The 25,704-nt window shown below is 66.1% G+C and carries 20 protein-coding genes; 1 reads left to right on the top strand and 19 read right to left on the bottom strand.

Features of this window, described 5'->3' with window-relative positions:
* Window positions 1-5: 5 nt before the first annotated feature.
* Window positions 6-941, bottom strand: a complete 936-nt coding sequence (locus ABIB42_RS14315) for an alpha/beta fold hydrolase (protein ID WP_429248532.1) — start codon at window positions 939-941, stop codon at window positions 6-8.
* A gap of 109 nt (window positions 942-1,050) precedes the next feature.
* Between ABIB42_RS14315 and ABIB42_RS14320 the strand changes: the two genes are divergently transcribed.
* A complete protein-coding gene (locus tag ABIB42_RS14320) occupies window positions 1,051-1,929 on the top strand; it encodes a hypothetical protein (protein WP_429248533.1) in 879 nt (292 codons plus the stop codon).
* Here the strand turns inward: ABIB42_RS14320 and ABIB42_RS14325 are convergent.
* The 18 genes from ABIB42_RS14325 to ABIB42_RS14410 all read right to left on the bottom strand — a co-directional run bounded on the left by ABIB42_RS14325 (window position 1,830) and on the right by ABIB42_RS14410 (window position 25,704).
* Complete coding sequence (locus ABIB42_RS14325) at window positions 1,830-2,519, bottom strand: fumarylacetoacetate hydrolase family protein (protein WP_005668748.1); 690 nt, start codon at window positions 2,517-2,519, stop codon at window positions 1,830-1,832. The two genes, ABIB42_RS14320 and ABIB42_RS14325, sit on opposite strands and share 100 nt — an antisense overlap.
* Window positions 2,520-2,587: 68 nt before the next feature.
* The gene (locus tag ABIB42_RS14330; RefSeq protein ID WP_273027944.1) at window positions 2,588-4,834 is read right to left on the bottom strand and encodes a hybrid sensor histidine kinase/response regulator; all 2,247 of its coding nucleotides are present in this window, start codon (window positions 4,832-4,834) and stop codon (window positions 2,588-2,590) included.
* 181 nt (window positions 4,835-5,015) lie between these two features.
* On the bottom strand, window positions 5,016-5,957 hold the full coding sequence (locus tag ABIB42_RS14335; protein ID WP_005668746.1) for a LysR family transcriptional regulator: 942 nt from the start codon (window positions 5,955-5,957) through the stop codon (window positions 5,016-5,018).
* A 40-nt stretch (window positions 5,958-5,997) separates the two neighbouring features.
* Window positions 5,998-6,978, bottom strand: coding sequence for a galactofuranose ABC transporter, permease protein YjfF (gene yjfF, locus ABIB42_RS14340; RefSeq protein ID WP_184234858.1), 981 nt, complete (start codon window positions 6,976-6,978; stop codon window positions 5,998-6,000).
* On the bottom strand, window positions 6,975-8,069 hold the full coding sequence (locus ABIB42_RS14345; RefSeq protein ID WP_312487508.1) for an ABC transporter permease: 1,095 nt from the start codon (window positions 8,067-8,069) through the stop codon (window positions 6,975-6,977). The genes yjfF and ABIB42_RS14345 overlap by 4 nt, the downstream gene beginning before the upstream one ends.
* Window positions 8,066-9,589, bottom strand: a complete 1,524-nt coding sequence (locus ABIB42_RS14350; RefSeq protein WP_429248534.1) for a sugar ABC transporter ATP-binding protein — start codon at window positions 9,587-9,589, stop codon at window positions 8,066-8,068. The genes ABIB42_RS14345 and ABIB42_RS14350 overlap by 4 nt, the downstream gene beginning before the upstream one ends.
* 7 nt (window positions 9,590-9,596) lie before the next feature.
* Entirely contained in the window at window positions 9,597-10,568 is a 972-nt protein-coding gene (locus tag ABIB42_RS14355; RefSeq protein ID WP_429248535.1) for an ABC transporter substrate-binding protein, read from the bottom strand.
* A gap of 101 nt (window positions 10,569-10,669) precedes the next feature.
* Window positions 10,670-13,015, bottom strand: coding sequence for a beta-L-arabinofuranosidase domain-containing protein (locus tag ABIB42_RS14360; protein WP_429248536.1), 2,346 nt, complete (start codon window positions 13,013-13,015; stop codon window positions 10,670-10,672).
* Window positions 13,012-14,010, bottom strand: a complete 999-nt coding sequence (locus tag ABIB42_RS14365; RefSeq protein ID WP_229520365.1) for an arabinan endo-1,5-alpha-L-arabinosidase — start codon at window positions 14,008-14,010, stop codon at window positions 13,012-13,014. The genes ABIB42_RS14360 and ABIB42_RS14365 overlap by 4 nt, the downstream gene beginning before the upstream one ends.
* Window positions 14,011-14,044: 34 nt before the next feature.
* On the bottom strand, window positions 14,045-15,592 hold the full coding sequence (locus ABIB42_RS14370) for an alpha-N-arabinofuranosidase (RefSeq protein ID WP_429248537.1): 1,548 nt from the start codon (window positions 15,590-15,592) through the stop codon (window positions 14,045-14,047).
* A 25-nt stretch (window positions 15,593-15,617) separates the two neighbouring features.
* Window positions 15,618-17,528 (bottom strand): glycoside hydrolase family 97 catalytic domain-containing protein, encoded by a 1,911-nt coding sequence (locus ABIB42_RS14375; RefSeq protein ID WP_429248538.1) that lies wholly within the window; start codon window positions 17,526-17,528, stop codon window positions 15,618-15,620.
* A 97-nt stretch (window positions 17,529-17,625) separates the two neighbouring features.
* The gene (locus ABIB42_RS14380; protein WP_429248539.1) at window positions 17,626-18,393 is read right to left on the bottom strand and encodes an SDR family NAD(P)-dependent oxidoreductase; all 768 of its coding nucleotides are present in this window, start codon (window positions 18,391-18,393) and stop codon (window positions 17,626-17,628) included.
* A 53-nt stretch (window positions 18,394-18,446) separates the two neighbouring features.
* Window positions 18,447-19,439, bottom strand: coding sequence for an AraD1 family protein (araD1, locus tag ABIB42_RS14385; RefSeq protein WP_005668732.1), 993 nt, complete (start codon window positions 19,437-19,439; stop codon window positions 18,447-18,449).
* A 46-nt stretch (window positions 19,440-19,485) separates the two neighbouring features.
* Window positions 19,486-21,228, bottom strand: coding sequence for an IlvD/Edd family dehydratase (locus tag ABIB42_RS14390; RefSeq protein ID WP_005668729.1), 1,743 nt, complete (start codon window positions 21,226-21,228; stop codon window positions 19,486-19,488).
* A 189-nt stretch (window positions 21,229-21,417) separates the two neighbouring features.
* Window positions 21,418-22,299, bottom strand: a complete 882-nt coding sequence (locus ABIB42_RS14395) for an SMP-30/gluconolactonase/LRE family protein (protein WP_005668728.1) — start codon at window positions 22,297-22,299, stop codon at window positions 21,418-21,420.
* Window positions 22,296-23,351, bottom strand: coding sequence for an aldose epimerase family protein (locus tag ABIB42_RS14400; protein ID WP_040777038.1), 1,056 nt, complete (start codon window positions 23,349-23,351; stop codon window positions 22,296-22,298). Before ABIB42_RS14400 ends, ABIB42_RS14395 begins: the two co-directional genes overlap by 4 nt.
* Before the next feature lie 23 nt (window positions 23,352-23,374).
* On the bottom strand, window positions 23,375-24,325 hold the full coding sequence (locus tag ABIB42_RS14405; RefSeq protein ID WP_429248540.1) for a glycoside hydrolase family 43 protein: 951 nt from the start codon (window positions 24,323-24,325) through the stop codon (window positions 23,375-23,377).
* Between the two features lie 20 nt (window positions 24,326-24,345).
* Complete coding sequence (locus ABIB42_RS14410) at window positions 24,346-25,704, bottom strand: MFS transporter (protein ID WP_005668725.1); 1,359 nt, start codon at window positions 25,702-25,704, stop codon at window positions 24,346-24,348.

The following is a 25,704-nucleotide window of genomic DNA, read 5'->3' on the forward strand; positions in this document are numbered from 1 at the left end:
TTGGCTCAGCGGGCGGCAACCCCGGCGGTCAGGAAATCGTCGATCAGCTCGACGGTGGCGTCCGGATTTTCTTCCATCATCCAGTGACCGGCGCCGGGCACGACGGCTTGCCGCACGTCGAGCGCGGCATTGCGCATCACCGTGGCCATCATCGGGCCGAACGATTTTTCGCCGCCCACCGCGAGCACCGGCATCGTGAGCTTGACCTTCGATGCGGCGCGGTTGTCGGCCACGTCGTGGGTGGCGATCGTGTTGAATTGCGCGAACGAGGCCCGCATGGCGCCGGGTTGCGCATACAGCCTGGTGTAGTAGGCCCGGGTGGCCTCGTCGACCTTCGCCGGGTCGGCGGCGAACTGGTTCCACAGGCGGTCCAGGAAGATGCGTTCGCGGCCGGCCACCAGGCGTTCGGCCTCCTTGCCGCCGAAATTGAAGTGCCACAGGCGCGGGTCGAGCACCAGCTCGTCCCACGGCGCCACCCCGGGCACGGGGGCGTCCATCACGACCAGCCGCGTCACCTTGTCCGGATAGCGCACCGCGTAGGCATAGGCCACCATGGTGCCGATGTCGTGGCCGACCACGTCGGCGCGGTCCTGGCCGAAGCGCTCGACCACGGCGCGGATGTCGGCGGCCTGCGATTTCTTGTCATAGCCGCCCGCCGCCTTCGACGACAGGCCCAGGCCGCGCAGGTCGGGCACGATGACCGTGTGGCGCCTGACCAGGCGCGCGGCCAGCGGCCCCCACATGTCGCCGGTGTCGCCGAAACCGTGAATCAGCACGACCGCCGGCCCCTTGCCGCCGCTGCGGACGTGGATGGTGGCGCCGTCGGCGGTCTGGACGCTGGCCGTCTTGAAGCCCGCGGGCATCGACGGCTCGGCGGCCTGGGCCGCCAGCGCAAGGAAGCAAACGATGAAGGTGCAGCAGACTGAGCGGTACGTGTTCATGATCGTCTCCTCGTACGCGACACCGCCAGCGTAGCGCATTTATCCCGGCTTCACGCCTCCCGAAAGACTGGCACAATGCCCAGCTCGTCGCATTCGCACAACCTGTCTCATGGAAATTCTTTTCGACCACTACGCCGACGCCATTGCCCGACTGGACCTGGATGCCATCGCCGCGCCAGCCGACATTCCAGAACACTTCCTGTTGGCACATGAAGGGCGTTACCGCAGCTATTACATTCCGTTCGAGTCGGTGAACCGCGCGGCGCGCGTGGTGGTGGTCGGCATCTCGCCCGGCTTCGTGCAGTGGAAGAATGCGATGCGCGAGGCGCAGCACCAGATGGCCGCGGGCGCGTCACGCGACGCGCTGCTGGTGGCGGCGCGCCAGGCCGGCGCCTTCAGCGGCGCGATCCGGCCCAACTTCGTGGCCCTGCTCGATGCGATCGGGGTGCAGCGCTGGCTCGGCATCGCCAGCTGCGCCACGCTGTTCGGCCCGGATGCCGGGTTGGTCCACATCGGCGCCATCCTGCGCCATCCTGTGTTCGTCGACGGCAAGAACTACAGCGGCACGCCCGCCATGCCGCGCCACGCTTTTCTGCGCGAGGAAACACTGCGCTACTTCGCGCATGAAGCGGCCATGCTGCCCGACGCCCTGTACATCCCGATGGGGGCCAGCGTCGGCGCAGGTCTGGACTGGCTGGCGGCGCAAGGCGTGCTGACGGCGAGCCGCATCCTGCACGGCCTGCCCCACCCTTCCGGCGCGAACGCCGAGCGGGTCGCCTACTTCCTGGGCCGCAAGGAGCGTGTCGCGCTATCGGCCAAGACCAATGGCGCGCAGCTCGACGCGGCGCGCCAGGCCTTGCTGGCGCAGATGGCGGGGTTGATGGAAGGTCAGCGGATCTCGAGTTCGAAGGTGTCGACGCCGTCGACGCCGCCGCGCACGCGGTCGCCGGGCTTGAGCGCCGCCACGCCCGACGGCGTGCCCGAATAAATCAGGTCGCCCGGCGCCAGCGTCACGAAGCGCGACAGGTAGGCGATCACGTCGGCGATCGGCCAGATCAGCTCATTGAGGTTGCCTTCCTGGCGCAGGGCGCCGTTCACCTCCAGCCAGATACGGCCTTCGGCCGGATGGCCCACCGCGCTCACCGGATGCAGGGCGCTGCAGGGCGCCGAGGCGTCGAAACCCTTGGCCATGTCCCAGGGACGGCCGGTGTCCTTGGCCGCCGCCTGCAGGTCGCGCCGGGTCAGGTCCAGGCCCACGCCATAGCCCCATACCAGGTCGAGCGCATTGGCCGGGTCGACGTCGGCGCCGCCCGCGCCGAGCGCCACCACCAGTTCGATCTCGTGGTGCAGGTCACCGGTCGACGGCGGATACGGCACCGCGCCGCCGGCGGGCACCACGGCATCGGCCGGCTTGGAGAAGAAGAACGGCGGTTCGCGGTTCGGATCGCTCCCCATCTCGCGCGCGTGCGAGGCATAGTTGCGGCCGACGCAGAACACGCGGCGCACCGGGAAACGGCTGCTCGAACCGCTGACGGCCACCGAAGGCGTGGCGGGAGCGGTGAAGACGAATTCGGACATGCTCATCCTTTCATTGAGGGAAGCATGATCATACTACCGCCATCGCTGGCCGTGGCCCCAGGAAATACTCAGGCCGGCGCCATCGTCTCTTCGGATTCGGACGCCGAAGCCGGCTTGGGCGTCACCGGAGTCGATGCCGCCTCCGCCACCGCCGCGAGCGCCGCGCTCGATTCCAGGATGCGCACCAGCGCCGTCATGTCGACCGGCTTGACCAGGTGGTGGGCGAAGCCCGCCTGCAGCGCCCGCTCGCGGTCCTTGGCCTGGCCGTAGCCGGTCACCGCGACCGGCACCGTGGCCGCCGTCTCGGGCAGGGACCGCAGCGCCGAGGCCAGCTGGTAGCCGTCGACGTCGGGCAAGCCGATATCGATCAGCATCACGTCGGGCCGCTCGGCGCGCGCGCGGCGCAGGGCCGATTCGGCGTCGTACTCGACCGAGGTGGCGTGGCCCTGCACCTGCAGCAGGTTGGCCAGGCTGTCGGCGGCGTCGCTGTTGTCGTCCACGATCAGCACCCGCAGCTTGCGCTGCAGGACCGCGCGCGCGGCCTCGGGGTCGCCCGGCTGCATGTCGCCGCCGTCGCAGGCGCCCGTCACGCAGGGCAAGGTGAGCGTGAAGGTGCTGCCCAAGCCGACGCCGTCGCTGTGCGCGGCCACCTCGCCCTCGTGCAGGTCGATCAGGCGCTTGACCAGGGTCAGGCCCAGCCCGAGCCCGCCCTGCGAGCGCGCCAGCGTGCGCGCGCCCTGCGTGAACAGGTCGAACACGCTCGGCACCAGGTCGGGCGGCATGCCGGAGCCGTTGTCGCGCACGCGCAAGACCATGCGGCCATCGACCGCCTCGAGGGCGAGCACGAGCTGGCCGCCTTTCTGCGTGTACTTGGCGGCGTTGTTGACGATATTGGCCACGCTCTGCACCAGGCGTGTCTGGTCGCCGCGCACCCAGACCGGGGTCTCCGGCAGCTCCACCCGCACCTGGTGCGCTTTTTCCAGCACCAGCGGACGGGTCTGGTCGAGCGCCCCGGTCACCACCTCGCGGAAGTCGACCGTCGCCAGCTTGAGCTTGACCAGGCCGCGCGTCACGCGCGAGACGTCCAGCAGGTCGTCGATCAGGCGGCTCATGTGCTTGACCTGGCGGCTGATGATGGAACTGGTCTGGCAGATGCGCGGCTCGCTGGAGAACTGCATGCTCAGCAGGCTGGCCGAGCTGCTGATCGGCGCCAGGGGATTGCGCAGCTCGTGCGCCAGCATGGCCAGGAATTCGTCCTTGGCGTGGCTGAGGCGCTCGGCCTGCACCCGCGCCAGACGCTCGCTCTGCAGCAGCGCGTCACGCTCCAGCGCCGCATCGCGCAGGGTTTCCTCGAGGCGCGAGCGACGCACCACTTCGCGCGTGTGGCGCGCCACGTCCTCGGCCATCGCCGTCTCTTGCTCGGTCCAGTGGCGCGCGGACGGTTCATGCAGGTAGAACACGGCCGCCAGGCGCGCTTCCTCGATGATCGGCACGATCACCACCGCGCGCGCGCCGATGCCGGCATAGGCAGCCGCGCACGGCGCCGAGCGGGGGTCGGCGGCGACGTCGTCGATGCGCACGGTGCGGCCCTGGCGCAGCATGGCGGCGATCTCGGGCCCGAAATCGTCCAGCACATGCGACATGCCGCCCAGGCTGGCCATGCGGCCGTCGGTCCAGTCGCGGTCGACGTTCACGGTGCGGCCGGCGGGATCGATCTCGCCATAGCCGACGCGCGCCGCGCCCAGGGTCTGCCCGGTCATGGCGCTGGTGGCCTTGATGATGTGGATGGCGTCGTCCAGGCCTTCGAGGGTCTCGCCCAGCTTCTGGTGAAAAGCGTGGCGGTGCTCGGACAATACGTCGGACGTGGTCTCGGTGAGCACGCAATAGACGCCGGCCACCTGCCCCGCATGGCGCACCGGCGACAGCGAGACGGAAAAGAAACGCCGCTCGCGCTTGCCGTTGCGCTCGAACTCCATCAGGGCGTGCTGGAGCTGGGTCGCTTCGCCGGCCAGCACGAGGTCGAAATACGGACGCATGCGCTCCCACAGCTCGGGCCGGACGCTGGCGTACGGCGCGCCATGCGCGCCAGGGTGCTTGTCGCCCAGCAGGTCGGAATAGGCGTCGTTGTAGAACAGGCGCAGGTCGTGGCCCATGGCCAGGAACATCGGAAAGCGCGATGCCAGGATCAGGTCGAAGATGGCGCGCAGGCCTTCGGGCCAGGAGTTTGGCTCCAACTGCGCAGGCTCGGACTGCGCCGGCTCTCCCAGCGCCAGGCCGCCGACGGCCGCCGGCGGGAAACTGCTCAGATTGCTCATCAGGATTGCCCAGTATGGTTCTCGCGAAGCTGGCTGGGCTTAATACACTGGAACGTTTCCCCTCACGTTCTTATTGCCCCGCCGCCAACATTTTCTTATTGTCGGCGATTATAACGAGCAAACAGAATGGGCTGCGCCCGTTACACATCCGTGACTTTTGGTGGTTGTATCTATGGCAAAATCAATAGATCTCGGCGGCCGCGGCCCGCACGGCCGTCAAGAGCAGGTCGGCGCCCGGCGACAGCAGGTGGTCTTGCTGGCGGATGATGCCGAAGGCATCCATCTTGCATGGCAGCTCGATCGGCAGGATGCGCATCACGTTCAGCGAGGCATAGTACTGCGCCACCTCCTGCGGCATCACGTGCAGGGCGTCGGTCTGCTGCAGCAGCGCCGTCACTACCAGGATCGCGGTGGTATCGACCACGTTGCCGGGTGGCGGCAACCCAACGCGCCGGAACATCATGTCGAAGCGGTGGCGCAGGATGCTGCCGGGCGACGGCAGGATCCACGGCCGGGCGGCGATGTCCTCGAGCGTCAGGCCGCGCCGCTCCAGCAGCGGATGGCCGGGGCGGACGACGGCGCAGGCCGGCTCCTCGCTCAGCTCTTCGTAGATCAGGCCCGTCGAATCCTCTTTGTCCAGGATGCGGCCGATCATGAAGTCGAGGGCGCCGTGCTTGAGCTTGTCGAGCAATACGTTACTGGATTCGAGCTGCACGCCGATGCGCAGCAGCGGCGCCTGCTCCTTGATGCGCGCGATCGCGCGCGGCAGCAGCGCCATCGCCGGCGCCATGATGACGCCCACCTCCACCTGCCCCGCCAGCCCGGCCTTGAGCGCGACGATGTCGTCGTGCGCCAGCGCCAGGCTGGTGAGCGCCATGCGCGCGTGGCGGATCATGGTCTCGCCGTAGATGGTCGGCTCCATCCCGCGCGGCAGGCGCTCGAACAGGCGCACGTCGAGCATCTCTTCCAGGTCCTTGACCTGCTTGGACGCCGCCGGCTGCGTCATGTGCAGCTCCTCGGCCGCGCGGTGGATGTTGCGGTAGTCGTCCAGCGCGATCAGCAGCAGCAGCTGGCGCGTCTTGAGGCGCGCCTTCAGGAACCAGTTCGGGTTTGTCGTATCCATCAGGAAATCATATCAGCGTGGACGGCGGCCCGGCGGCGAGTCATGTCGATTTGAACGCCATCACGCGTTGCACCACGCAGAACACGAACAGCAGGCCGCCGATCACGATTTTGGTCCACCACGAGCTGAGCGTGCCGTCGAAGGCGATCAGGGTCTGGATCGTGCCCAGCACCAGCACGCCGGACAGCGCGCCCAGGATGTAGCCGTAGCCGCCGGTGAGCAGGGTGCCGCCGATGACGACGGCGGCGATCGCATCGAGTTCGGTGCCCTGCGCATGCAAGCCGTAGCCGGATAGCATGTAGAACGCGAACAGCAGGCCCGCCAGCGAGGCGCAGAAGCCACTGAAGGCATACACCAGGATCTTGGTGCGGCCGACCGCCAGGCCCATCATCGCGGCCGACTGCTCGTTGCCGCCGACCGCGTACACGGCGCGCCCGAAAGCGCTGTAGTGCGCGAGCCAGACCGCGAACGCCAGCATGGCGAGCGCGATCAGCGCGCCGGGCGAGAGAAAGCCGCCGAAGAACGGGATTTGCGTCTGCGACATCGCCACGAACAGCGGATCCTCGATCGTGATCGACTCGATGCTGATCAGGTAGCACAGGCCGCGCGCCAGGAACATGCCGGCCAGGGTGACGATGAAGGGCTGCAGGCGGAAGTAATGAATGACGGCCCCCATGCCGCCGCCGAACAGGAAGCCCAGCGCCAGCACGGTGGCGACCACTGCCAGCGGCGGCCAATGCGCCACCTGCAGCAGCCAGGCCGCGATCATGGTCGACAGCGCCAGCACGGCCCCGACCGACAGGTCGATCCCGCCCGAGAGGATGACGAAGCCCATGCCGATCGCGATCACCAGGAGAAAGGCGTTGTCGATCAGGAGGTTGAGCATCACCTGCAGCGACAGGAATCCTTCATACAGGGCGCCGCCGATCAGCAGCATCGCGGCCAGCAACACCACCGTGACCAGCGAGGTGAAGGACGGCGCGCTTGACAGCTTGCGTGCGTGCTCGACGACCGCGTTCATGCCGCCCTCCGCTTCCACAGGCGCTTGAACTGGTCCGACTGCGAGATACAGACCAGGAACACGACGACCGACTTGACGACCATATTGACCTCGGGCGGCACGCCCAGCGAATAGATGGTGTAGGTAAGCGTCTGGATGATCAGCGCACCGACGATGGAGCCGGCCAGGCTGAACTTGCCGCCGGCGAGCGAGGTGCCGCCCAGGGTCACGGCCAGGATGGCGTCGAGTTCGAGCATCAGGCCGGCGTTGTTGGCGTCCGCGCTCTTGACGTTGGAGCTGATCATCAGCCCCGCCATGCCGGCGCAGGCGGCGGCGAACACGTAGACGAACACGATCAGGGCCGCGGTGCGGATGCCGGCCAGGCGTGCGGCCACCGGATTGATGCCGACCGCCTGGATGAACAGCCCGAGCGCGGTATGGCGCAGCAGCAGCGCGGTGACGCCGGCTACCGCAGCCACCACGAACAGCGCAAACGGCAGGCCGAAGAGGTAGCCGCTGCCGAGGAAGAAGAACGGCTGATAGTAGACGGTGACGATCTGGCCGTCGGTCAGCAACTGCGCCAGGCCGCGGCCCGCCACCATCAGGATCAGGGTCGCGACGATGGGTTGCAGGCCCAGGCCGGCGACGAGCAGACCATTCCACAGGCCGCACAGCAGCGCGACGCCGAGGGCGGCGGCCATCGCCAGCAGCATCGGCGTCTCGGCCACGTAGACCGGCACGCCGTCCTGGATCACCATCGTCCCGCCAATCAGCATCGACGCCACGGTGCCGGACAAGGCCACCACGGCGCCGACCGAGATGTCGATGCCGCGCGTGGCGATCACCAAGGTCATGCCGATCGCCGCCAGCATCAACGGCGCGGCGCGGTTGACGATGTCGACCAGGGAACCGTACAGGTGACCGTCCTTGATCTCCAGGCGGAAGAAACCGGGGACGAGAAGAAAATCGATCAGCAGCAGCGCGGCCAGCGCGGCCAGGGGGCGCAGCAGGTGGTGCGCCAGCGCCCGGGAGAGCAGCGAGGCGCGCACCGGCGGTACTGGCTTTGCAGCTGGCGTGGCCGCCGCCACGGACGCTTGTTCCTTGACGATCATCGGCAGCCCTCCCCTGCAATCACGTGCAGCACCGAGCTCTCGTCCAGCTCGCCACGGCGGTACTCGCCGCAGGCCTTGCGGTCGCGCATGACGACGATGCGGTCGGAGACGCGCAGCACCTCGGGCAGTTCGGACGAGATGAACAGGATGGCCATGCCCTTGCGGCACAGCGTGGTGACATAGTCCATGATTTCCTGCTTTGCCCGCACGTCGATGCCGCGGGTTGGTTCGTCGAGGATCATCAGCCTGGGCTCGGTGGCCAGCCAGCGCGCCAGCAGCACTTTTTGCTGGTTGCCGCCCGAGAGCGTGCCGATCGGCGTCTCGATACTCGCCGTCTTGATCCCCAGTTGTTTGACGTAATAGTCGGCCAGCGCCTGTTGGCGCCGCAGTGGGATAGCGCGCAGCAATCCCTGGCGCGCCTGCAGGGCCAGGATCAGGTTTTCGCGCACCGACAGGTCGAGGATCGCGCCCTCGTGCTTGCGGTCTTCGGAGCAGAAGCCGATGCCCTCGCGGATCGCGTCGCGCGGGGTGGCGAAGGTGGTCGAACGGCCGCCGATCTCGATCGCGCCATCGTCCGCCTTGTCGGCGCCGAACAGCAGGCGCGCGGTCTCGGTGCGCCCGGAACCCAGCAGGCCGGCAAGGCCCAGCAGTTCACCCTGCTTGATGGTCAGGTCGAGCGGCGCCAGCACGCCGCGGCGTGCGAGTTCTTTCGTGCGCAGCAGGGTCGGGCCGGCCTGGTGGCCCTCTTCGATGCAGGTCTGCGGCTGCTCACTGGTGTCGGCGGCCACGCCGATCATCTTGTTCACCAGCGCCAGGCGCGACAGCTCGCTGCACAGGTACTCGCCTTCGCGCTCGCCATTGCGCATCACCGTGATGCGGTCCGAGATCGCATAGGTCTGGTCGAGGAAGTGGGTGACGAACAGGATCGCCATGCCCTGCGCGCGCAGGTTTTTCAGCACCGAGAACAGCAACTGCACCTCGGCCTCGTCGAGGCTGGACGTGGGTTCGTCGAGGATCAGCACCTTGGCCGAGATGTTCAGGGCACGGGCGATGGCCACCATCTGCTGGATCGCCAGCGGATAGCTGGCCAGCGGCTGCTTGACGTCGACATTCACCTGCAAACGCGCCAGCAGTTCGGCGGCATCGCGCCGCATCCTGCGCCAGTCGATCATGCCGAAGCGGCGCGGATAGCGGCCGATGAAGATGTTCTCGGCGACCGACAGGTTCGGGCACAGGTTCACTTCCTGGTACACCGTGCTGATGCCGAGTTCCTGGGCGTGCTGGGTCGAGCGCGGCGCGATGCGCTCGCCATCGAGCACGATGCTGCCGCGCTCCGGCTGGTAGACGCCCGTCAGCACCTTGATCAGGGTGGACTTGCCGGCCCCGTTCTGGCCCATCAGGGTATGGACTTCGCCCGGATACAGGCGCAGGCCCGCCTCCGACAGCGCTTTCACGCCCGGGAATTGTTTATGGATGCCGGTAACGTCGAGCACCGGCATTACCGTGGTCGAGGCGAGCATGGCCGCCTCAATATTTGCGGTTCGGGAATTCCTTGGCTGCGACTTCGGCCGGGAAGACACCTTCTTGCACCACGATGCGCCTCAAGAGCGGCTTGCCAGCCTTGATCGCCTTGGCCGCTTCCATCAATTGCGGGCCGAGCAGCGGGTTGCATTCGACGGTCACGTTCAGCTTGCCCTGCAACATGGCCTCGAACGCGCCGCGCACGCCATCGATCGACACGACCAGGATGTCCTTGCCCGGCTTGAGGCCGGCCTCCTCGATCGCCTGGATGGCGCCGATCGCCATGTCGTCGTTGTGCGCGTACAGCACGGTGATGTTCTTGCCCTCGGACTTGAGGAAGGCTTCCATCACCTCCTTGCCCTTGGCGCGGGTGAAGTCGCCGGTCTGGGAACGGATGATCTTCAGTCGCGGTTCAAGCTTCATGACTTCCGCGAAGCCGGCCTTGCGGTCGATGGCCGGGGCCGAGCCGACCGTGCCCTGCAGCTCGACGATGTTGTAGGCGCGGGTCGGATTCTTTTTCGCATGCTCGACCAGCCAGCGCGCGGCGCGGCGGCCCTCCTCCACGAAGTCGGAACCGAGGAAGGTGACGTACAGCGACTCGTCGCTGACCTTGACGCCGCGGTCGGTCAGGATGACGGGGATATTGGCGCGCTTGGCTTCGCGCAGCACGGTGTCCCAGCCGGATTCCACGACCGGGGAGAATGCGATGACGTCGACGCGCTGGGCGATGAAGGAGCGGATCGCTTTCACCTGGTTTTCCTGGCGTTGCTGGGCGTCGGCGAACTTGAGGTTGATGCCGGCCTTCTTGGCGGCGTCCTTGATGGAGGCGGTGTTGGCGGTGCGCCATTCGCTTTCGGCGCCGACTTGCGAGAAGCCGATGGTGAGGGGCTTGGCGGCGAAGGCGGTGGCTGGCGCGATTGCTGCGGCCACCGTCGAGGCAACTGCGACACCCAGGAGGTTCCTGCGGGCGAGTCTCATCACTTTGTCTCCGATATTATTGTTCTGCAATCCTAGGCCAAACTGAGATACTGTTCCAATCACTTTTTTGATAATTGCGATACGGTTTTCGGCATCAACAACTATCGCAACAGCCTGAGCCCGTACAAGCCGCCGGCAATCGATCCGGGCTTGGCCACGAACCGCACGCTGAGCTTTCCGTTCGTCTTCATGCGTACCGCATCAGGGATTGGGTAATCGACCGTATAGATGTCTTCCTTTGCATCGGCCGTCAACGTCACGTTCACCAGCGCCTGCCCGTTGACGAGGATGTCGAACCGCCGCCCCGCGTCCGCCTTCGCGAAGGCCAGGCGCAGCACCCTGGCCTCCTTCTTCGGATCGTTCAGCTCATAGCTGAACCACCCGGTCGCATGCCGCCAGCGCCGCCCGTTGTTGATCCCGGCGTCGACGCCCTCGCCCTTGAAGAAGTGATCCGACTCCGGCTGCTGCTCGCCCGGCGCCACCTGGTCAATGGTCCTGGCATCCAGCGCAATCCGGTCCGCCTCGCGCGCCGCATTCGCGGCCTGCTGCGCCTTCAGTCCGCCCGGCGTCGCATGCTGCCAGTACATCGTGTAACGCGATTCGTACAGGCGGAAGAAAGGAATGAACTCGGTGCGCGGCCCATCCGCGCCGTGCACCAGGTCCGGCGCGGTAAACGTCAGCGGCTTGCCGGCCACCGGCTTAAAGCGGGCGACGAAATCGGTCGAATCGCTGACGAACATCGGCGCCGCCTCTAGCGGGCAGGTCGGCCCCGAGGCGATATGGCCCATGCGTGAGTCGTCGGCCAGGTAATTCAGCTTGTCGTCGCCCACCATGCGCGTGCGCGCGGCCAGCACGACTGGGCCATGCAGCACGGCGTAGTAATTCGACTTGCCCGGCATTTGTTCAAGGTGGGTGGTCATCGGCAGCCGCACGTCGACCCGGTCGCCCTTGCGCCAGGCGCGCTCGATCGACGCATAGCCGCCCGGCCGGGCGTCGATCTTCACCTCTGCGCCGTTGACCCGCACCTTCATCCGGCCCAGCGCTACCCATGCCGGGTAGCGGATCCTCATCGTGAACCGGCCCTCGCCGTCGACCGTCAGGCGTGTGGTGTCGGCATCCGGGAACGTCGTCGCCTGGGTGATCCTGACGCCCTTGTCTTTCCAGTCCAGGGTCGAGGCGACGAACAGGTTCACGAACAGCGTGTCCTTGTCGCGCGCGTAGATGAATTCGCCGTATTTGGCGTGGCTTTCGATGCCCGAGCCGACGCAGCACCACATGCCCTTGTCCACCTGCGAATACACGCGGTAGTGGTTCGGCCGCATCGGCGTGAAGTAGACGAAGCCGCCTTCCGGCCGCTGCGACGACAGGATGTGGTTGTACAGCGCCCGCTCGTAGTAGTCGCCGTATGTACCCTTCTGCTCCGACCGGAACAGCATCCCGGTCAGCTTCAGCATGTTATAGGTGTTGCAGGTCTCCGGGCCTTCGACCTCGTGCACCATGGGCTCGAAGTCGTCGGTACTGTGGAAGTGCTCCTTGACGCTGTTGCCGCCGATCGCCACCGTGCGCTTGTCGACCACGGTCTGCCAGAAGAAGCGCGCAGCTTCTCCCATGTCCTGCCGTCCCGTCATGTCGGCGATGCGCTGGAAGCCGATCACCTTCGGGATCTGGGTGTTCGCGTGCAGGCCGGTCAGCTGGTCCTGCTTTCTCGCCAGCGGCTGCAGGACGGCCTGGTGCGAGAAGGCCAGCGCCAGCTCGAGATATTTGCGATCGCCCGTCATCTCGGCCACGTCGACGAAGATCTCGTTCATGCCGCCATGCTCGCTGCGCAGCATGGTCTGCATCTGCTCCGGCGACAGCTTCGAGGTCAAGGCCAGCGCCCAGTCGGACAGCTGCACCAGCATGGCCTTCGCATCCTCGTTGCCGGCGTAACGGTAGGCGTCGCGCAGGCCGGCGTATACCTTGTGCAGGTTATACCAGGGCACCCACTTGCCGTTGACCGAGAAGTTATCGGCCTCCAGCTTGCCGGCCGCGATGTCGCGCCAGGCCTGGCGTCCGCCGGGAATGCCGCCGAGATAACCGTCGCCGTTGGCCTGCTGTGCGCGTTTGAGCTCGGCCACGAAGTAGTTCAGGCGGCGCAGGGCTTCCTGGTCGCCGGTCGACGCATGCATGAGCGCCAGCGCCGACAGGTAGTGGCCGCCCATATGGCCATCCAGTCCGGTCGACTCCCAATTGCCGTAGCTGGGCTGGCGCGGCTGCAGGCCGGCTTCGCGCAGGAACGGCGCCAGCAGGCGGTCGGGCTCCATCGCCATCAGGTAGTTCAGGTTGGTGGTCTGGGCGTCGAGGAAGGGACCAGGGCCCAGGCGCACGGCGGACAGCGGAAACAGCTCGGCCGCCTGCGCCCAGGCGCCGGCGACCATCAGGCTCAAGGCGGCGATGTGGGTTTTCATTGTTGCAGCACGCTCTGGTAGCGGTTCAGGTCCTTCTGGTCGAGCACGGGCCAGCCGTCGCCGTCCCAGGTCATGTCCAGCACCTTCAGCTTCTGCCGGTACTTATCAAAGGTCTCGTAGGCGTGCAGCACCATATAGTCCTTGCCGTCGAAGGTATAGGCGCTGTTATGGCCGAGCGCCTGCCAATCGCCGTCGCCCTGGATCACGAGCGAACCGCCGCCCCTGGCCATGTCGACGCCATTGCGGTCGAGGTAGGGACCGGTGACGCTCTTCGACCGTCCCACCACCACCTTGTAGGTGCTGTCCTTGCCCTTGCAGCACAGGTCCCACGACGCGAACAGGTAGTACCAGCCGTTCTTCGGGAAGATGAAGGGGGCCTCGATCTGCGCCGGCGCGGCTTCTTCGTCCGGCGTGAAGGCCGGACGCTCGCGGCGGGCGATCGTATGCCACTCCTGCGGTTCGGCCAGGCGGGTGCGGCTGGCGTCCAGCTTCACCAGTTTGAGGCCGCCCCAGAACGAGCCGAACGACATCCACGGCGTGCCTTTCTCGTCGTCGATCACGTGCGAGTCGATCGCATTCCACAGGTCGCGGCCCGGCACCGACTGCACCACCAGTCCCTGGTCTTCCCATTTGTAGCCGGGCGCACGCGGGTCCAGCGTGCTGTTGACGGTCACGCCGATGGCCGAGGTGTTCTTGCCGAAGCCGGACACCGAGTAGTACAGATAGTACTTGCCGTCATGGTGATAAATATCGGGCGCCCAGACATGGCCGTTGAAGCTCGGCGCGGCCTTTGTCGCCCACGCCGGGCCTTCCGGGAATACGCGTCCTTCCGGCTTCCAGGTCTTCATGTCGCTCGAGCTGTAGAAGGTGATGCCCGGGCCGGTGCTGAACAGGTAGTAACGATCGCCCTGTTTTGCCATGACCGGATCGTGCACGCCGACCTGGGCGGCGTATGCCGCACCGGTCAGCGCGGCCAGTAAAGAAAATACCGCCATCGCTACAGCCGCGATTGCGCGCGCGGCCTTCACCTCACGCCTCGACGGCGAAGACCATCACGGCCTTGGCCGGCACCTTGATCGTCAGCTTGCCATCGGCCGCCTTCGCGCTGAACGGCGCCGGCTTGACCGCCTGCGGCTGCTCGAAGGTGTTGTGGGCATCCATCTTCTCCGCCGTGAGCACCTGGCCCGAGACGCCGCCCACGTTCAGGCCGGCCACGTTCAGCGCCACATCGCTGGCGCGGGTCGGGTGCGTGTTGACCAGGGCGACATAGACCTTGCCGTCCTTGGCGCGCGCCGCCGTGGCGCTGATGCCCGGCACCGCCTTGCCATTGCTCGAATAGGCCACGTCGTTGTCGATTGCCACCGGCAGCTTGGTCGCGTCCTGGAACGGGATGTACATCTTGTAGGCGTGGTAGGTCGGCGTGAGCAGCATCTTTTCCTTGTCGGTGATGATCATCGCCTGCAGCACGTTGACCATCTGCGCGATATTCGTCATGCGCACCCGCTCGGCGTACTCGTGGAAGATGTTGAAGTTGAGCGCCGCCACGACCGCATCGCGGATCGTGTTTCGCTGGAACAGAAAGCCCGGATTGGTGCCCGGCTCCACGTCGTACCAGGTGCCCCACTCGTCGACATAAAAGCCGATCTTCTTCTGCGGATCGTTCTTGTCGAGGACGGCGATGTTCTGCCTGATCTGCTGGTCGATGCGCAGGGTCTGCTGGATGGTCGAGAACCATTCCGATTCCGGGAAGCCGGTCGCGGCGCCCTTCTTCTCCCAGACGCCGGTCGGCAAGGTGTAGTAGTGGTAGCTGATGCCGTCGGTGCCGCGCGCGGCTTCGCGGCTCAACACATCGGTCCATTTGGTGTCGTTGTCGTTGCCGCCGCTGGCCACGATCTTCGGCCGCGCGCCCGGCGGCGTCTTCAGGAAGGTAGCGTAGTGGTTGTACAGGTGGGCATAATACTCCGGCTTCATGTTGCCGCCGCAGCCCCAGGCCTCGTTGCCGATGCCGAAATAGGCGACCTTGTACGGCTCCTTGCGACCGTTCTTGCGCCGCAGCTCGGCCAGCGACGACTTGGTATCCGAGGTCATGTACTCGAGCCACTCGGCCATCTCTTGCGGGGTGCCGGAACCCAGATTGCCGTTGACGTAGGCTTCGGTGCCGAGCAGCTCGACCAGGTCGAAGAACTCATGGGTGCCGACCGCGTTGTCCTCGGCCACGCCGCCCCAGTGGGTGTTGACCTTGACCGGACGCTTGTTGCGCGCGCCGATGCCGTCGCGCCAGTGGTACTCGTCGGCGAAGCAGCCGCCCGGCCAGCGCACCAGCGGCACCTTCAGTTCCTTCAGCGCCCCCACCACGTCGTTGCGCCAGCCACGGGTGTTCGGAATCCTGGAATCCGGCCCCACCCACAGCCCCTCATAGATGCCGGTGCCGAGGTGCTCGGCGAACTGGCCGTACACGTTCTTGTTGATGACCGGGCCCGGCTTGGTGGTGTCGACCGACACGCTCACCTGGGCGAAGGTCAGAACCGGCAAGGCGGCAAGGCTGCATGCGAGGATGAGGGGCTTGAGTGCTTTCACTGATGTCTCCTGGTTTTAGTCAGTCTTATTTGAATACCGCGACGAAGCCGCCGCGCGCTTTGATGCGGACGCTGGACTTGCCCGCCTTGATCGGGGCCTGGCTGAATGCGCGCTCGCCATCGCCGTCGGTGGTCAAGGTCCCGCTGCGTCCCGCGATGAACGACAGGTCGAGGTCGAGGCTGCGCTCTTCACTGTCCGCGTTGAATCCGGCCACATACCAGCTGTCGCCGCTCTTTCTCGCGATGACCGCATGGCGACCCGGGTAGCCGTCGATGAAGCGCACGTCGTCCCAGCTGCGCGGCAGGTCGCGCAGCAGCTGTTTCACGTAGTCGGGAACGCCGGCCATGCCTTCGGGCCGCTCGGCGACGTGCTGGATTCCGGACAGGAACAGCACCGCCTCGGCCAGCTCGAAGCCGTTGCGCGTGACGCGCTTGATCCTGGGGATGTCGCCGAACACCAGCGGCGTGTAGTCCATCGGATCGAACAGGTTGCGGCTGAACGGCAGCATGGCGGCGTGCGGCGGCATCGCATCCTGGTCCTTCTGGTCGAAGGTGGTGAACTCGAAGCCCTTCACCGCTTCCACCGTCATCAGGTTCGGGAAGGTGCGCGACCAGCCGCGCGGCAAGGTGGCGCCGTGGAAGTTCACCAGCAGACCGGCATCGGCCGCGTCCTGGAGCAGGTCGACGTAATAGGCGACCATCGACTTGCCGTCGCCGGCGAAGAAGTCGATCTTGACGCCCTTGACGCCCATGTCGCGCAGGCGTGCGAATTCGCGCACGCGCGCTGCGCGGGTGAGCAGCGCTCCCTTCGGGCTGTATGGCGTCTTGTTCCAGGCGCCGGACGAGTTGTACCAGACCAGGATGCCGATCTTCTTCGCAGACGCATAGGTCACCAGCTCGCGCATGCGTTCGAAGCCGATCTTGCGGTCCCAGTCGGCATCGACCAGCGTGTAGTCCCACCCCATGTCGGCGGCGTAGTCGACGAAGCGCTTCTGGGTGTCGATGTAAGTGCCGTCGTCCTTGAGCAGCGCCCAGCTCCAGGATGCGTGGCCGGGCTGGACCTTCGCCTTGTCGAAGGCGATCGCGGGCGCCGCGAGATCGGTGCCGAGGGTCGATTCCACCAGCGTGCGCAGGCTGCCCAGTGCGATGATGCGCCACGGCGTGACCAGATCGCCCTTTGACTCGGCCAGCAGCGCGCCGTCCGTGAACACTTCGGGCGCGGCCGGGACGTCGATGCGGTAGACGCCGCCGGGCGAATCGGTGTGCAGGCGCGAGGCATGGAAGCTGCCGTCCAGGTTCGCCTCCGTGAGCGCGACCCAGGTTTCGCCGGTGCGAAACAGCGCCGGGAACACCCAACCGGCGCCCAGGGTCGACGGCGTGCCGACCGGGATCTCGCGCTGGTAGTGTTCTTCGTAGGAGGGATTCGTGTTCGACCAGCCGGTCTGGGCGACCGACATCGGCTGCAGCCAGGCTTTCGTGGACTGATCGAAGGCGAAGGCCGAGGTTTCGCGGACGAATTTCAGGTTCTTGCCGGCGACGCGGTAACGGAAGGCGACGCCGTCGTTCGAGACGCGGAAGGTCACGTCCATGGCCTGGCCCTGGGCATTGCGCACGGTATGAGTCTGTTCGTTGGCGCGGTAGGTGATGTGGCGCTTCTTGGCGGTGGCCAGTTCGTAGCGGTCTTCGATCGGCTTGACCGGCGAGCTGGCGGCCAGCCTCAAGCCCGTGGTCAGGTCGGCGCCCTGCACCGCCAGGCCGAGGCTTGAGCGCAGGATGACGGGCGTGCCGTCGCGGGCGACGGAGTAGGTCAGCGCGCCGTCCGCCGAGACGCCAACATCGACCGCGATGTGGCGGTCGGGGCTGCTGAGAGGCGCGGCGTGCGCATGGGCGCAGAGTGTTCCAAGGACGAGCAGTGCGGTGGAGCGGGATGCGGTCATGGCGGACTCCAATGGTCCATCGTCGCCACGCAAGCGGCAACGATGGTAACGGGTGGACGACTGGGGCGTGAAGGAATCGTGCGGACGTGCGGATCGATCAGGTCCAGCCGGCATCCACGACAAAATCCTGCGCCGTGCACATCCTGCTGTCGTCGGCGCCGAGGAACAGCACCATGCGCGCGACATCGTCGGGCATCAGCTTGCCCGGCAGGCACTGCGCCTTCCCGATCTCGACTTCCGCCGCCGCATCGACCCACAGCTCGACCTGGCGCTGGGTCATGACCCAGCCCGGCGTGACCGTGTTGACCCGCACGCCGAACGGCCCCAGGTCGCGCGCCAGGCTGCGCGTGAGCCCGATCACGGCCGCCTTGGTGGTGGCGTACACCGGATACCCGGCGCCCTTGGCATGCCACGACATGGAGCTGAAATTGATGATGGAGCCGCCGCCCTTCTTCTTCATCCCGGGCAGGACCGCCTGGCAGGTGAAGAACATCGGACGCTGGTTGATGGCGATGCGCTCGTTCCAGTAGTCGAGCGAGACGTCCTGGATGTCGTGGCGCTGGTCGTTGGCCGCATTGTTGACCAGGACGTCGAAGTCGCCCAGCTGCGCGGCCAGTTCGGCCATCGTGCGCTGCAGCGCCGGGATGTCAATGATGTCGCAATGGCGGTAGACCGGGGCATGTGGCCCCGCATCGGCCAGCCGCGCGCATAGCGCCTCGCTGGCCTGCTGCGCGATGTCGACGAAGGCGACGGTCGCGCCCTGCTCCACGAAGGCCTGCACGATCGCTTCGCCGATGCCGCTGCCGCCTCCCGTCACGAATACCCGCTTGTCCCGCAGGCTGGGGTAGTTCCCCATCTGTTCCATGCTTGTCTCCATCCTGTTATCGAGCCGAAGCCTCTGCGGGCCGGCTTACTGCATCATAAGCGCTTGACCTTGACGAACGGGGCGTCATGCACGGCGAGGCGGTTGCGCAGGGCCGGACCGAAAGCCGGCGCCTCGATCTCGAAGGTCTCCCCCGCCGCGACCTGGACGCCGTCGGCAAAGCTCAGGGTCGCGGTGCCGAAGAAGTGGACGTGCACGTCGCCCGGGCGTTTGAACAGGCCATATTTGAAGTGATGATGTTCGAGGTTTTCCAGCGTGTGCGACATATTGTCTTCGCCGCTGACGAACGCCTTCTCCCAGCGCACCTGGCCGTCGAGGCCAATGACGCGCGACACGCCCGCCACGTGGGCCGGCAGCTCGCCGACCAGCAGCGCTGGACCGACACCGCAGTTGCGCAGCTTCGAGTGCGCCAGGTAGAGGTAGTTCTGGCGTTCGGTGACGTGGTCCGAGAATTCGTTGCCGATCGCATAGCCCAGGCGGTAGGGCTGTCCATCGTCGCCGATCAGGTACAGGCCGGCGATTTCCGGCTCCTCGCCGCCGTCGAGCGAGAACGCCGGCATGTCGAGGTCCTGGCCGCTGGCGCGCAGGATCGAGCCGTCGCCCTTGTAGAACCATTCCGGCTGCACGCCGGGCGTGCCGGGCGCCGGCTTGCCGCCTTCCACGCCCAGGCGAAACATCTTCATGCTGTCGCTCAGGGCCTCGATGTCGCCGCCGATCTTCTTGTGCATGCTGTCGCGCGTGTCGGCGCTGCCCAGGTGGGTCAGGCCAGTGCCGGTGACGTAGCAGTGGGCGGGGTCGGGATGGTCGACCGGGGGCAGGATACGGCTGGCAGCGGCCAGCTCGTCATAGGCGACCTGCTGCGCACCGGCGGCGCTGTCGGCCAGGTGCGCCAGGCCCCTGCCCTGCGCGATCGCGGCACGCGCGAGGTCGAGCGTGGTGGCATAGCCGTCGATGATGCGGATGGTGGCGTCGTTCAGGATGCCGACGCGGCGTTCATTCGATTCGGTCAGAAATTGGACGAGCAGCATGGTTCGGGTCTCCTTTATATTATGGTGATTGACGCTTTCCATCGACTCAATGGGAATGCTTCGGCACCGCCGACCCGCGACACCCGACGAGAAAATCGAAGTCGCACCCTTCATCGGCCTGCATCACATGGTCCAGGTACAGCCGCTGGTAACCGCTATGCTGCACGGGCGCGGCTTTCTCGGCCCGATCCGCCAGCCGCGCGCGGATCTGTTCATCGCTCAGCTCCACGTTGAGCAGGCCGGCATGGCAATCGAGCTGGATCATGTCGCCGTCCTGCACGATGCCCAGCGGGCCGCCGGCCATCGCCTCAGGCGCCACGTGCAGCACCACGGTGCCGTAGGCGGTGCCGCTCATGCGCGCGTCCGAGATGCGCACCATGTCGGTGATGCCCTTGGCCAGCAGCTTGGGCGGCAGTCCCATATTGCCCACTTCGGCCATGCCCGGATAGCCCTTCGGCCCGCAGTTCTTCATCAGCAGCACGCAGTTCTCATCCACGTCCAGGTCGGGATCGAGGATGCGCTCCTTGTAGTGGTCGAAATCCTCGAACACCACCGCGCGGCCGCGGTGCCGCATCAGGTGGGGCGACGCCGCCGACGGCTTCAGCACCGCGCCGCGCGGCGCCAGGTTGCCGCGCAGGATGCAGATGCCGCCGTCCGCGATCAGCGGATTGTCCAGCTGGCGCACCACCTCGTCGTTGTATATCGGCGCGTCGACGCAGTTCTCCCACAGCGACTTGCCGTTGACGGTCAATGCGTCCCGGTGCGGAATCAGGCCGCCTTCGCCCAGGCGCCGGACCACCGCCGGCAGGCCGCCGGCGTAATAGAACTCTTCCATCAGGTAGCGGCCCGACGGCAGCAGGTCGACCACGGTCGGGGTGCCCTTGCCGATGCGGGTCCAGTCCTCGAGTTCGAGCTGCACGCCGACGCGGCCGGCGATCGCCTTCAGGTGGATCACGGCATTGGTCGAACCGCCGATCGCCGCGTTCACGCGAATCGCGTTCTCGAAGTTCTCGCGCTTGAGGATCTTCGAGATGCGCAGGTCTTCGTGCACCATCTCGACGATGCGGATGCCCGACATATGGGCCAGCACGTAGCGCCGCGCATCCACGGCGGGAATCGCCGCATTGTGCGGCAGCGAGGTGCCCAGCGCCTCGGCCATGCAGGCCATCGTAGACGCCGTGCCCATGGTGTTGCAGGTGCCGGCCGAACGCGAGTGCCCCGCTTCGGCCGACAGGAATTCGTGCATCGTGATGGCGCCGGCCTTGGCTTGCTCGTGCAGCTGCCAGACGGCGGTGCCGGAACCGATGTCCTTGCCGTTCAGTTTACCGTTGAGCATCGGGCCGCCGGTGACGACGATGGTCGGCAGGTCGACGCTGGCCGCGCCCATCAGCAGGGCCGGCGTGGTCTTGTCGCAGCCGACCAGCAGCACCACGGCGTCCATCGGATTGCCGCGGATCGACTCCTCGACGTCCATCGACGCCAGGTTACGGGTCAGCATGGCGGTCGGCCGCAGGTTCGATTCGCCGTTCGAAAACACGGGGAATTCGACCGGGAAGCCGCCGGCTTCCAGGATGCCGCGCTTGACGTGTTCGGCCAGCTTGCGGAAATGGGCGTTGCAGGGAGTGAGTTCGGACCAGGTATTGCAGATGCCGATGATGGGTTTGCCCTGGAATTCATGGTCGGGAATGCCCTGGTTCTTCATCCAGCTGCGGTACATGAAACCGTTCTTGTCTTGCGTCCCGAACCACGCCGCCGAGCGCAGCGGCGTCTTTTTCTTTTCCCCGGACATGCAGATCTCCTGTTTATTCTTGGCCGAGCGAGGCGTCGAGCCTGGCCCATGTCTCCTGATGAGAGTAATGGTAAAGACCAGCCAGATAACTTTCCAATCACATTTTTGGCGACGTCGATACCGTTTTCAGTATCGATCAGCGGGTGGATCGGCGGGAGATGGGGCGGCGCTGGCCGCCAGGATGGAAGGTCAGCGGTGCAGGAAGCGTGCTTCGGGCAGGCCGCGCACGTCCAGGGGCAGCTGGAACACCGCGCCCGACAGCGGCGCAGCATCCCGGTCGCGCGCCGTCATGCCCACGTGCGCGCTGGTGACGAACAAGGTCGATAGACCTGGCCCGCCGAAAGCCGGGCAGCTCGGCTGCGGCGCGGCGAGCGGGATCACCCGATCCAGCTTGCCGCTTGGTGCGAAGCGCCTCACCTGCCCCGCGCCCCAGCGCGTGCTCCACAGGTAACCCTCGGCATCGACCGTGGAACCATCCGGTTCGCCCGGCGCGGCATCGGCCGCGACGAAGGTGTGCACCCGCCCGACTTCGGCGCTGCAGGGGTTGTAGTCGGCGTACAGGATGGCCTTCTCTTGCGAGTCGGCGAAATACATGCGCCGGCCGTCGGGGCTGAAGCAGATGCTGTTGGCGATCGCCGCCTTCGGCAGCGGCAGCGATTCCAGCGACAGGTCGAGGTTCAGGCGATAGAAGCCGCCCACCGCGCGTTTGGGGTTCTCGTCCTGGTTGAACATGCCGAACACGAAGCGCCCCTGGCGGTCGCAACGCCCATCGTTCAGGCGCGTCGATGGATTGTCCGCTTCGACGTCGACGATGCGGGTGACCTTGCCGGTCGAGAAAGTGAAGAAGGCCAGGCCGGAGGCAAGCCCCAGCAGCAAGCGATCGTCGCTGCCGGTGAGCGCGAAGCTGCACAGGCGCTCGGGCATGCGCCAGGAGACGGTGCGCCCGCTGGACGGCGAATGCGACCACAGGGTCGCGGCCGGGATGTCGGTCCACAGCAGCCGGCCAGTGCGCTCGCACCACAGCACGCATTCGCCGAGCTCGTGCCCGGCGTCGAGCAGCACTTCCATCATGCGCCCGGCTCCACCAGGAAGCGAAAGCGCGACTCGGTCTGGTATGCCTCGCCCGGACGCAGGATCACGTTCGGGAACAGCGGCTGGTTCGGCGAATCCGGGAAGTGCTGCGGCTCCAGGCAGAAGCCGCTGCGGTGCTGGTAGGTCCTGCCCTTGCCCGCCAGCGAACCGTCGAGGAAGTTCCCGCTGTAGAACTGCACGCCCGGCTCCTCGGTCCACAATTCCAGCACGCGTCCCGATGTCGGTTCGGACACGCGCGCCGCGCGGCTCAATGCCTTGCCCTGCGGCTTGTTGAGCACGAAGTTGTGGTCATAGCCGCCGCCATGGCGCAGCTGCTTGTCCGGCTGGCCGATGCGCTCGCCGATCGCGCGCGGCATGCGGAAGTCGAACGGCGTGCCCGTCACCGGCGTCAGTTCGCCGGTCGGGATCGATTCGGCGTCGATGGCCACGAAAGCGTCGGCCTCGATGCTCAATACGTGGCCGAGGATGTCACCATCGCCGGCCAGGTTGAAGTAGCTGTGCTGGGTCAGGTTGACCGGCGTCGCCTTGTCGGTGACGGCGTGGAAGGACACCACCAGCTCGTTAGTATCCAGGAGCGTGTAGGTGACGGTCGCATCGAGGTTGCCGGGATAGCCCATCTCGCCATCGGCGCTGCGGTACTGCAGGCGCAGACTGGCGCCGTCGATCGTGGCCTCCCACTTGACGCGATCGAAACCATCCGGCCCGCCATGCAGGTGGTTGCTGCCGTTATTGACCGGCAGCTGGACTTCCTGGCCGTCGAGCGTGAAGCGTCCGTGCCGGATGCGGTTGCCGTAGCGGCCGATCAGCGCGCCGAAATATGGGCTATCCGTGCGGTAGGGCTCGAGCGTGTCGAAACCCAGCACCACGTCGGCGAGGTTGCCGTCGCGGTCGGGCGCATGCAGCTCGGTGATGATGCCGCCATAGTCGATGATCTTCGCCACCATGCCCCCGGCATTGGTCAGCGTGAACTGGGTGATGGCCCTGCCGTCGGGCAGCTGGCCGAATGGCGCTTGCGTGATACCGGTTTGCACGTTGTATCGATCTCCAGATGTCATCAATAAGTGGAAGGACGGCCGAACAGCGGCATGCCCTGTTCGTCCCAGCGCAGCGGTTTCACGAAGGTGTGGCGGTCCGGATTCCAGAGCGGATCGCCGACGATCTCGGTATGGGTGCGCGCATGGTAGACCAGCATGACGGTGTCGTCGTCTTCGGCATAGGTAAAGCTGTTGTGGCCCGGGCCATAGACGCCGTGATCGTAGCACGACCGCAAAACGGGCTGCGCCGACTTGGTCCACGCTGCCGGGTCGAGCAGGTCGGCATCCTCGTCGGCCCACACCAGGCCCATCGCGTAATTGTGGTCGGTGGCGCTGGCCGAGTAGCTGATGAAGATCCTGCCGTTGCGGCGTAGCACGGATGGACCCTCGTTGACCCGGAATCCGATGGTTTCCCAGTCGTGCTCCGGACGGCTGATGAGGACCGGCTTGCCCTCGATCTGCCACGGCGTCTTCATCGGCGCGATGTACAGGTTCGAATTGCCCTCGATCTCGACATCCTTCTGCGCCCACAGGTAGTACAGCCGGCCCTGGTGGGTGAAGGTGGTGGCATCCAGGCAGAAGCTGTCGATGCCGGTGTCGACTTGGCCCATGAATTCCCACTCCCCTTCCAGCGGATTGGCATTCGTGTTGCGGATCGCGTACATGCGATGCTGGAACAGCTGGTGCTTGATCTCGCGGCTCGGGGCGGCGGCGAAATAGACGTACCAGGCGCCCTGGTTGAAGTGCAGCTCGGGCGCCCACACCAGTTCGGAATACGGCCCGGTGTCGGGCTTGATCCAGGCGTCGACCGTCGGCGCGCTCGCCAGGCCGTCGATCGTGGTGGCGCGGCGCAGTTCGATACGGTCGTAGAGCGGGACCGAGGCCGTAAAGTAATAATACCCGTCGCTGTGCTTGTAGATATAGGGATCGGCGCGTTGCTCGATCAGGGGTCTCAGGATCGTTTCTTGCATCTCGTGTCTCGCTTCGTGGTTCAGGTGGTCGCGTAGCCCTGCGCGCGCATGTCTTCCTTGACGCTGCTGTAATAGTCGTCGCTGATCCGGTACTTGAACATCAGAAGCCCCATGAGAAAGTGAAAGAACCCCGGGATCACCGACAGCATCAGCGCGATGCCCTGCAGCGCCAGCGCCGACTGCGCCTGGTTCGGCTGGTATTCGAAGACGTCGAGCAGCACCCCGACCAGGCCGCCGGCGATGGCCATGCCGGCCTTCTGGCACACCGAGATGCCGCCGAAGGCGAAGCCCGAGACGCGCTTGCCGGTCTTGACCTGGCCATAGTCGATGGTCTCGGCGATCGCCGACCAGAACACCGGCGCATGCAGGTCGACCACCAGCGACAGCAGGAAGTACAGCGCGAAGGCCAGCGCCATGTCGCCGGGTTGCACCAGGAAGTAGAGCATCAGGCTGAGCACCGCGACCATGATCTGCGAATTGCGGAACAGCTTGACCTTGCAATAGAACTTGGTGGTCCAGGTGGACACCACCATGGCCAGGATCGCCGCCGCCACGCCGGTCGAGAGGAAGGCCGACACGGTGGCGGTGTCGCCGTTCAAATAGTATTTGGCGTAGTAGATCGCCACCGAGCCGCGGATCACGTAGCCGATGGTGCCGGTCACGCACACGGCGCACAGGATCAGCCACTGGTCGTTCTTGAGCAGCAACCGCACCTGCTCGGTCAAAGGCTGCTTCTCGACCTTGTGCACCACGCGCTCGGTGGTGGTGAAGAAGCAGAACGCGAAGAGCAGGACGCCCACCGCCGCCATCAGCACCATCGCGGCCTGGTAGCCGGCCGCCGGATTCGCGCCGCCCCAGGCGTCGGCCAGGATCGGCACCACGATGGTCACCATGAAGGCGCCGACCTTGGCGAAGAACAGGCGGTAGCCGTTGGCCGACAGGCGCTGCTGCGGGTCGGACGTCAGGCCGCTGATCAGCGAGATGTAGGGGATGCCCACGCCCGCCGTCATCAGGGTCATCAGGATGTAGCTGGCGTAGGCCCAGACCAGCTTGGCGTCATAGTTCCATTCCGGCGTGCTGAATACCAGGAACACCGACAGGCCATAGGGCAGCGCGAGCAGCAGCAGCCAGGGGCGGTAGCGCCCCCAGCGCGTCAGCACCGCATCGTTGACCTGCCCCATCGCCAGGTCGGCCAGCGCCCCCACCACCTTGACCGCGACGAACAGCGCCGCCAGGTCGGCCGTGCGCAGGCCGTAGATGTCGGTATAGAAGAAGGTGATGATCAACATCATCGACGAGATCACGACGTTGAGCGCCATGTCGCCGGCGCCGAAACCGACTTTTTCGAGGGTCGAGAGCTTTTGCGTGTGCACGTTCAT

Source organism: Massilia sp. UYP32 (assembly GCF_050434365.1).
GTDB lineage: Bacteria > Pseudomonadota > Gammaproteobacteria > Burkholderiales > Burkholderiaceae_D > Telluria > Telluria timonae.

Excerpts from the sequence above, each read along its gene's own strand:
- ABIB42_RS14315 (WP_429248532.1), bottom strand. The coding sequence starts at position 941 with ATGAACACGTACCGCTCAGTCTGCTGCACCTTCATCGTTTGCTTCCTT.
- ABIB42_RS14320 (WP_429248533.1), top strand. The coding sequence starts at position 1,051 with ATGGAAATTCTTTTCGACCACTACGCCGACGCCATTGCCCGACTGGAC.
- ABIB42_RS14325 (WP_005668748.1), bottom strand. The coding sequence starts at position 2,519 with ATGTCCGAATTCGTCTTCACCGCTCCCGCCACGCCTTCGGTGGCCGTC.
- ABIB42_RS14330 (WP_273027944.1), bottom strand. The coding sequence starts at position 4,834 with ATGAGCAATCTGAGCAGTTTCCCGCCGGCGGCCGTCGGCGGCCTGGCG.
- ABIB42_RS14335 (WP_005668746.1), bottom strand. The coding sequence starts at position 5,957 with ATGGATACGACAAACCCGAACTGGTTCCTGAAGGCGCGCCTCAAGACG.
- yjfF (WP_184234858.1), bottom strand. The coding sequence starts at position 6,978 with ATGAACGCGGTCGTCGAGCACGCACGCAAGCTGTCAAGCGCGCCGTCC.
- ABIB42_RS14345 (WP_312487508.1), bottom strand. The coding sequence starts at position 8,069 with ATGATCGTCAAGGAACAAGCGTCCGTGGCGGCGGCCACGCCAGCTGCA.
- ABIB42_RS14350 (WP_429248534.1), bottom strand. The coding sequence starts at position 9,589 with ATGCTCGCCTCGACCACGGTAATGCCGGTGCTCGACGTTACCGGCATC.
- ABIB42_RS14355 (WP_429248535.1), bottom strand. The coding sequence starts at position 10,568 with ATGAGACTCGCCCGCAGGAACCTCCTGGGTGTCGCAGTTGCCTCGACG.
- ABIB42_RS14360 (WP_429248536.1), bottom strand. The coding sequence starts at position 13,015 with ATGAAAACCCACATCGCCGCCTTGAGCCTGATGGTCGCCGGCGCCTGG.
- ABIB42_RS14365 (WP_229520365.1), bottom strand. The coding sequence starts at position 14,010 with ATGGCGGTATTTTCTTTACTGGCCGCGCTGACCGGTGCGGCATACGCC.
- ABIB42_RS14375 (WP_429248538.1), bottom strand. The coding sequence starts at position 17,528 with ATGACCGCATCCCGCTCCACCGCACTGCTCGTCCTTGGAACACTCTGC.
- ABIB42_RS14380 (WP_429248539.1), bottom strand. The coding sequence starts at position 18,393 with ATGGAACAGATGGGGAACTACCCCAGCCTGCGGGACAAGCGGGTATTC.
- araD1 (WP_005668732.1), bottom strand. The coding sequence starts at position 19,439 with ATGCTGCTCGTCCAATTTCTGACCGAATCGAATGAACGCCGCGTCGGC.
- ABIB42_RS14390 (WP_005668729.1), bottom strand. The coding sequence starts at position 21,228 with ATGTCCGGGGAAAAGAAAAAGACGCCGCTGCGCTCGGCGGCGTGGTTC.
- ABIB42_RS14395 (WP_005668728.1), bottom strand. The coding sequence starts at position 22,299 with ATGATGGAAGTGCTGCTCGACGCCGGGCACGAGCTCGGCGAATGCGTG.
- ABIB42_RS14405 (WP_429248540.1), bottom strand. The coding sequence starts at position 24,325 with ATGCAAGAAACGATCCTGAGACCCCTGATCGAGCAACGCGCCGATCCC.
- ABIB42_RS14410 (WP_005668725.1), bottom strand. The coding sequence starts at position 25,704 with ATGAACGTGCACACGCAAAAGCTCTCGACCCTCGAAAAAGTCGGTTTC.